This window comes from Albidovulum sp. (genome assembly GCF_049646345.1).
In the GTDB taxonomy this organism is placed as follows: Bacteria; Pseudomonadota; Alphaproteobacteria; order Rhodobacterales; family Rhodobacteraceae; genus Albidovulum.
In genome coordinates, this window is sequence record NZ_JBARVQ010000468.1 from 1 (window position 1) to 6,440 (window position 6,440).

At 64.2% G+C, this 6,440-nt stretch carries 9 protein-coding genes; 4 read left to right on the forward strand and 5 right to left on the reverse strand.

Annotated elements, in window-relative coordinates:
- Nucleotides 1-147 precede the first annotated feature (147 nt).
- From WBB85_RS11720 to ffh, 3 genes are read right to left on the reverse strand one after another with little or no spacing between them, the layout of a single operon-like run.
- Nucleotides 148-657 carry a GNAT family N-acetyltransferase gene (locus WBB85_RS11720; RefSeq protein WP_432638794.1) on the reverse strand — a complete coding sequence of 170 codons (510 nt, stop codon included), beginning with the start codon at nt 655-657 and terminating at the stop codon, nt 148-150.
- Complete coding sequence (locus WBB85_RS11725) at nt 654-1,223, reverse strand: demethoxyubiquinone hydroxylase family protein (protein WP_432638795.1); 570 nt, start codon at nt 1,221-1,223, stop codon at nt 654-656. The genes WBB85_RS11720 and WBB85_RS11725 overlap by 4 nt, the downstream gene beginning before the upstream one ends.
- Nucleotides 1,220-2,740, reverse strand: a complete 1,521-nt coding sequence (gene ffh / locus WBB85_RS11730; RefSeq protein WP_432638796.1) for a signal recognition particle protein — start codon at nt 2,738-2,740, stop codon at nt 1,220-1,222. The genes WBB85_RS11725 and ffh overlap by 4 nt, the downstream gene beginning before the upstream one ends.
- Before the next feature lie 387 nt (nt 2,741-3,127).
- Between ffh and WBB85_RS11735 the strand changes: the two genes are divergently transcribed.
- The 3 genes from WBB85_RS11735 to WBB85_RS11745 are packed head-to-tail and all read left to right on the forward strand — an operon-like array spanning nt 3,128 to nt 3,920.
- On the forward strand, nt 3,128-3,442 hold the full coding sequence (locus WBB85_RS11735) for a hypothetical protein (RefSeq protein ID WP_432638797.1): 315 nt from the start codon (nt 3,128-3,130) through the stop codon (nt 3,440-3,442).
- A 47-nt stretch (nt 3,443-3,489) separates the two neighbouring features.
- On the forward strand, nt 3,490-3,684 hold the full coding sequence (locus WBB85_RS11740; RefSeq protein ID WP_432638798.1) for a hypothetical protein: 195 nt from the start codon (nt 3,490-3,492) through the stop codon (nt 3,682-3,684).
- Between the two features lie 29 nt (nt 3,685-3,713).
- Nucleotides 3,714-3,920, forward strand: coding sequence for a hypothetical protein (locus WBB85_RS11745; protein WP_432638799.1), 207 nt, complete (start codon nt 3,714-3,716; stop codon nt 3,918-3,920).
- A gap of 76 nt (nt 3,921-3,996) precedes the next feature.
- On the opposite strand, the gene ald is transcribed toward WBB85_RS11745, so the two are convergent.
- Nucleotides 3,997-5,115: an alanine dehydrogenase gene (gene ald / locus WBB85_RS11750; protein ID WP_432638800.1), complete on the reverse strand. Its 1,119-nt coding sequence runs from the start codon at nt 5,113-5,115 to the stop codon at nt 3,997-3,999.
- A 140-nt stretch (nt 5,116-5,255) separates the two neighbouring features.
- Here ald and WBB85_RS11755 point away from each other — a divergent pair, with 140 nt between their 5' ends.
- On the forward strand, nt 5,256-5,714 hold the full coding sequence (locus WBB85_RS11755) for an Lrp/AsnC family transcriptional regulator (protein WP_282370311.1): 459 nt from the start codon (nt 5,256-5,258) through the stop codon (nt 5,712-5,714).
- A 452-nt stretch (nt 5,715-6,166) separates the two neighbouring features.
- On the opposite strand, the gene WBB85_RS11760 is transcribed toward WBB85_RS11755, so the two are convergent.
- Nucleotides 6,167-6,440, reverse strand: a 274-nt coding sequence (locus WBB85_RS11760) for a M24 family metallopeptidase (protein ID WP_432638801.1), incomplete at its 5' end; no start/stop codon positions are given.

Here is a 6,440-nt window from a genome sequence, read left to right on the forward strand (position 1 = left end):
ATGCCTTGCCCTCATCAAGCGGCCCGCCAATATAGCGCGACCGGTCGGAGGCGACGAAGTCGCGCCAGGCGGGCCAGTCGGCCATGACCGGCGCACGCAAGGTCAGGCGGTCGGTGGTCAGGACGGGCGTGTCGGCCAGATGCGGGGTCATGCGAGCCCCCTGAGGTCATGCCGGATCACCACATCGCCCGGATCGGTGCCGGGCAGCGTCGGATCGATCACACCGCCGAGCCGGAGGCCGAGCGCGATGGAGCGGGTATTCGCGGGATCGATGATATTGACCAGCCGGTCCCAGCCGAAGGTCTGGCGCGCCCAGAGCATGACAGCGCGCGCGGCTTCGGCAGCATAGCCCTTGCCCTCGGCTGCGGGCACGGTGAACCAGCCAAGTTCGGGTTCGGGGTAGCCCATGAATTCATATATGCCGACCTCACCCACATAAGCGCCGGTTTCGCGGTCATCGAGGCCGAAGGGGCCGTAACCCTTCAGGGGCCAGAGCGCCACATCGGCGGCCCAGTTCTTCCACGCCTCTTCCCGGCCCATCATGCCCCGTTCGTAGATCGAGCGGGGGGAGGCGAAGAACGCTGCCCAATGCTCGAAATCTGCAAGGCGCGGGGCGCGGAGGATGAGGCGTTCCGTGTGGAGCGTGGGAGGCGTCATGCGAGCCCCCCGAGATCGCGGCGCATCCTTGCGCTGTCGCCCCAGGTCGAAAGCCAGATGACACTGTTCACGGCGATGTCGATGGACTTGGCCAGGAGGCGTGTCAGTGCACTCTCATCGCCGCGATTTTCGAGGGCGAGTGCCACATGGCCTTCCTCTTCCTCGCGAATGCTGTCGATCAGGTCATGAAGCTCTGCGTCATGGCCACGCAGATAGCTCAACTGGTCGGCAAGATGGCGGTGAACGTTTTTCTCGACGGCTTCGGTACAGACCCAGATCGCCCTTGGGCCGAGTGCCGCACAGAAAAAGCCCAGTAGCCAGCCGCCCATGCTCCAGAGCCACATTGTCCGGCAGGGGCGGGACCCGCGCGCCGGCATTGCCGCCTTGAAAAGACGGCAATGTTCGATTTCATGGCTGCGAAGTGTGTTGAGCGGCGCCACGATGCCACGCCAAAGCCAACGGCTGACAAGGATCTGCGCACCGTAAATCCGGATCGCGCCGTATTCACCGGCGTGATTGACCCGGACGATGCGGGCAATTGCGATATGTGGCGGCGTGACCGTCACTTCTTCTTGCCCAGACCGCCGAGACCCGAAAGCCCCGCAGGCAGTTTCATGCCGCCAAGACCGCCGGGAAGGCCCATGCCGCCCGGCAGCTTGCCGCCGCCGATGCCTTCCTGCATGCCCTTGGCCATGGCTTCCATCTCGGCCGGGCTCATCTTCGCAGGATCAGGCATGCCGCCCTTGCCCATCATCTGCTTGATGGCCTGTTTCATCATTCCGCCCTTGCCCATCTTCTTCATCATGTCCGCCATCTGGCGGTGCATCTTCAGAAGCTGGTTGAGTTCGGAAACCTCAAGCCCGGCACCGGCGGCGATGCGCTTCTTGCGGCTGGCCTGCAGGAGGGCTGGGTTGGCGCGTTCCTTTTTCGTCATCGAGCCGATGAGGGCGATCTGGCGGCGGAGGATCGAGTCGTCGAAACCCGCCGCCTCCATCTGTTTCGCGGCCTTGCCCATGCCCGGCAGCAAGCCCATCATGCCCTGCATGCCGCCCATCTTCAGCATCTGCTCAAGCTGGGACTTGAGGTCGTTCATGTTGAACAGGCCCTTGGCGAAGCGTTTGGCCATGCGCTCGGCCTGTTCGGCCTCAAGCGTTTCCTGTGCCTTTTCGACAAGGGCGACGATGTCGCCCATGCCAAGGATGCGGCCCGCGACACGCTCGGCCTCGAAGGTCTCAAGCGCGTCCATCTTTTCGCCAAGGCCCACGAAGCGGATTGGCTTGCCGGTCACGGCGCGCATGGAAAGGGCGGCACCGCCGCGTCCGTCGCCGTCCATCCGGGTGAGAACCACGCCGGTGATGCCGACCTTGGCGTCAAATTCCTGCGCGACTTCGACCGCGACCTGACCGGTCAGCCCGTCGACGACGAGGAGGGTTTCGCGCGGTTTGGTGACGACGGCGACCTCGGCCACCTCGTCCATCAGGACCTGGTCGATCTGGAGACGCCCGGCGGTGTCGAGCATGTAGACGTCATAGCCGCCCAAGGTTGCCTGCTGCTTGGCGCGCTTGGCGATCTGCACCGCGCTTTCGCCCTTGACGATCGGCAGCGTATCGACGCCGATCTGGGTGCCGAGGATGGCAAGCTGTTCCATCGCGGCCGGGCGGTTGGTGTCGAGCGAGGCCATGAGGACGCGCTTTTTCTCGCGCTCCTTCAGGCGGCGGGCGAGTTTGGCGGTGGTGGTGGTTTTGCCGCCGCCCTGCAGGCCGACCATCAGGATCGGCGCGGGCGGGTTGTCGATTTTCAGCGTGCCCGGGTCTTCGGCGCCGCGCAGCACGTCGATGAGCGCGTCATGGACGATCTTGACGACCTGCTGGCCGGGGGTGATGGATTTCGTCACCGCCGCTCCGGTGGCCTTGCCCTCGACCGCCTTGATGAAATCACGCGCGACGGGCAGCGAGACATCGGCCTCCAGAAGAGCCACGCGGACTTCGCGGAGCGCGGTTTTGACGTCATCCTCAGACAGGGCGCCCTGTTTCGTCAGCCGGTCGAAGACGCCGCCGAGGCGTTCTGACAGGTTCTCGAACATATGGCCCTCCTTGGCCTTTTCGACTTCACTGCCCCCGACATAGCGGCGAAGGCGCCCAAACACAAAACGCACCAGTGGGCGCGACGCGCTGACTGGTGGCGATCCCGGATCGAGCCCGGGACCGGAAGCTTTGCCACTTCCGGGATTGCGGCGGATGTAGGCGAGTGGGCGGCGCGAGTCAAGCAAGGCGTGGTCATCGGGCATTCCGGCGGAGCATAACCGCTGCCGACTTCCGGCATTGCGCCGACCAAGGTCTGACAGTGCGCGGGCCCATGGTCGTCGGGATTGCGGGTCTCTGGTCCGTGCGGATCGCAGGACGCTGGTCGATGGGGATGTGGCGGAGGGCGCAGTAGATTGGGTCCTGTCATGAGACATGGAGGACACCCGATGAAACGACTGCTTCTGATAACGGCGGCAACCTGCGCTGCCTTCGCCCCAGCCGCCCCGGTTTTTGCCGCGATGCCGGATATTGCCGGGATCGTTGCCGACAATGACAACTCGGTTCTCGACCGTCAGGGGCGGGGCAGGGGCCGGGGACGCGGCGGTGATGACGACCGGCGCGGCGGCCACGGTTCAGACCGCCATCGTGGCGGCAGCAATGATGATGCCTCTGGCAGCGGCCGTTCACGTCCGCGGGTTCCGGGCGGCTCGGGCTGCGACGATCCTGGCGATGTCGCTGAACACGCAGGCTGTAGTGGCTGAATCGCGGGCGGGGCGGGTTTCAAGCCGCGCGCCTTTATGGATATCCGTTGAGCCGGGCCGACCTGTCGGCCCGGATTCTCTTTCCGTCGCATTTGCTCGGCTGTCTGGGCAAACCCGTTGTGCTCGACGGCGACCAAGGTCTGATCGACAATCCTCCATGGTCTGAGACCATTGTCGCAAGAGTCATGACAATAGGCGCGACCTTGGTCGATATGCGAAACCTGCGGGGCGGCGTAGCGTGATTTCGTTCACATCAACAGGGAAGCAAACAATGAACAGGACCATCACGCTCGCCGTTGCCGCCGCTCTCGGCCTGACGGCTATTACCCCCGTCTTCGCGGCCACGAACGATTTGGCGGGAATCTACGTCAGCGACCAGCAGACGACCATCGACAAACGCCGCAAGCCGCGCGTGCCGGGCGGGTCGGGCTGCGACGATCCCCGCGACCTCATCGAACATCCCGAGTGCCGGGGCTGATCAGACTGCCATCGCTCACGAAGAAGCCGGGCCAGTTTCGCTGGCCCGGCTTTCCATTTCGCGTGAGTGGCGCGCGTCAGGCGGCGAGCGCCAGTTTTGGATCGATCGTGTCGAGGCCGAGCGCCTCGCCCACGGCGGCATAGGTCAGCTTGCCGGCATGGACGTTGAGGCCGTTCAGCAGGTGCACATCGTCGGCACAGGCCTGTTTCCAGCCCTTGTTCGCCAGCGCGATCATGAAGGGCATCGTCGCATTGCCAAGCGCGATGGTCGAGGTGCGGGCAACCGCGCCCGGCATGTTGGCCACGCAGTAATGCATGATGCCGTCGACCTCATAGATCGGGTCCTGATGGGTCGTGGCGCGCGAGGTCTCGAAACACCCGCCCTGATCGATGGCGACATCGACAAGGGCTGCACCCGGCTTCAGTTCCGACAATTGCGCGCGGCTGATCAGCTTCGGCGCGGCCGCGCCCGGGATCAGCACGGCGCCGATGATCATGTCGGCCTGACGCGCCAGTTCGATCGTGTTCGATGCCGATGCATAGGAGTTCTTGAACGTGCCGCCGAAGACATCGTCCAGATACCGCAGACGCGGGATCGAGCGGTCGAGCACGGTCACATCCGCGCCCATGCCTGCGGCAATCTTGGCCGCATGGGTGCCGACGACGCCGCCACCGATCACCAGCACTTTCGCTGGGCCAACACCCGGTACGCCGCCCATCAGCACGCCGCGGCCGCCATTGGCCTTCTGCAAGGTCCATGCACCGACCTGCGGCGCAAGACGGCCCGCAACCTCGGACATCGGCGCCAGAAGCGGGAGGCCGCCATTGCGATCGGTCACGGTTTCATAAGCGATGGCCGTGCAGCCCGAGGCCAGAAGGTCCTTCGTCTGCTCCGGATCGGGTGCGAGGTGGAGATAGGTAAAGAGCGTCTGGCCCTCGCGCAGCATCTTGCGCTCGCCCGCCTGGGGTTCCTTGACCTTGACGATCATGTCGGCGGTATCGAAGACCTCCTTGGCGGTGCCAAGGATCTTGGCGCCGACAGCGGTATAGTCGGTATCGGCAAAACCGGCACCGGCACCGGCATTGGTCTCGATGACAACGCTGTGGCCGTTGTTGATGGCTTCCTGAGTAGCAGCCGGGGTCATGCCGACGCGGAATTCCTGCGGCTTGATCTCCTTGGGGCATCCGATTTTCATGGGGGTTCCTCCCGAAATAATCCTGCGCAGATCATGGCCTGTCGGGTATGAAATTGCTTTGAGATTCGGCTGGCTTTTCGCAGAGTTTTCAGCGATAAATTCGAAGAAATGAAGGTTTATTCGAAGAAGATTGCACGGATATGGAACTCGACGCGACAGACCGGCGCATACTTGGGGTCTTGCAGAAGCAGGGCCGCATCACCAATGCCGAATTATCCGAACGTGTGAACCTCTCGCCCTCGGCCTGTCACCGCCGCGTGCAGCGGCTGGAGGAGGAAGGCTATATCGACGGGTTCGTGGCGCTTCTGAATGCCCGCAAGATGCGGCGGCCGACCACGGTCTTTGTCGAGATCACGCTGTCGGGTCAGGCCGATGAGGTGCTGGAGGCGTTTGAGAAGGCAGTGACCTTGGTGCCCGATATCCTCGAATGCCACCTGATGGCGGGGTCGGCGGACTACCTTTTGAAGGTGATCGCCGAGGATACCGAGGATTTCGCGCGCATCCACCGCCAATACCTTGCCCGCTTGCCCGGTGTCGCGCAGATGCATTCAAGTTTCGCGCTCAGGACCGTGCGGCAGACGACTGCGATTCCGGTCTGAAGTCCGATGCCCTGGTGGTGGTTCGATTGGACACCTTGCGATTGCGTGAGGTGGCCGCTGGTGACCTAGTCCCACTCGCCCGGCCCGTGAACAAACAGCAGGGCTTCCTCGCGCGGGTCACCCGTCAGGCAGCGACCGAGCCCTTTGCGGGCGTTGACGACGGCCCCTCTTCCGCCCGGAATCAAGCCGAAGGTGCCGGGCGAGCGCCTGCCCGTCCCGGCGGGCTGGCGCTTTTGCGGCGACTCGCATCGAATGAGGTCAGAGGGGCTTTGCGGCCATAAAGCACCCCGATTACAGGTCGCTGCGCCACCCCACGGGCAGGCACTCGCCCGGCTTGCGTTGCACGTCTGGCAAGGTCCGCAACGCCCCGAAAACGCCTTCTCAGGCTGATTTCACCTTGCGGGCCGACGACCAACAGGCCTGACGGGCGTTTGCACGCCCGCCCCCGCATGTCAGATAACGGGCAGGTCCTGTGGCGCGCGGGCAGACAGCAATTCCGCCCCCCCGGCGCGCACGACGATGTTTTCCTCATGCACCATCATCAGGCCGTCGCCGTAGGACAGCGAGGGTTCCAGCGTCAGCGCCATACCCTCTTCCAGCACAGTCTCATCGAACGCGGCATGCGAGGGTTGTTCGGTCAGTTGCGTCCCCAGCCCGTGGCCCAGCCGCCCGATATCGCCGCCGGAGCTGTCCATCTCGGCGATCACCGCCGACATGGCCCGGAAG

Bases quoted from the DNA above. Each gene is read 5' to 3' on its own strand.
- WBB85_RS11720 (WP_432638794.1), bottom strand. From the start codon at position 657: ATGACGCCTCCCACGCTCCACACGGAACGCCTCATCCTCCGCGCCCCG.
- ffh (WP_432638796.1), bottom strand. From the start codon at position 2,740: ATGTTCGAGAACCTGTCAGAACGCCTCGGCGGCGTCTTCGACCGGCTG.
- WBB85_RS11735 (WP_432638797.1), top strand. From the start codon at position 3,128: ATGAAACGACTGCTTCTGATAACGGCGGCAACCTGCGCTGCCTTCGCC.
- WBB85_RS11745 (WP_432638799.1), top strand. From the start codon at position 3,714: ATGAACAGGACCATCACGCTCGCCGTTGCCGCCGCTCTCGGCCTGACG.
- ald (WP_432638800.1), bottom strand. From the start codon at position 5,115: ATGAAAATCGGATGCCCCAAGGAGATCAAGCCGCAGGAATTCCGCGTC.
- WBB85_RS11755 (WP_282370311.1), top strand. From the start codon at position 5,256: ATGGAACTCGACGCGACAGACCGGCGCATACTTGGGGTCTTGCAGAAG.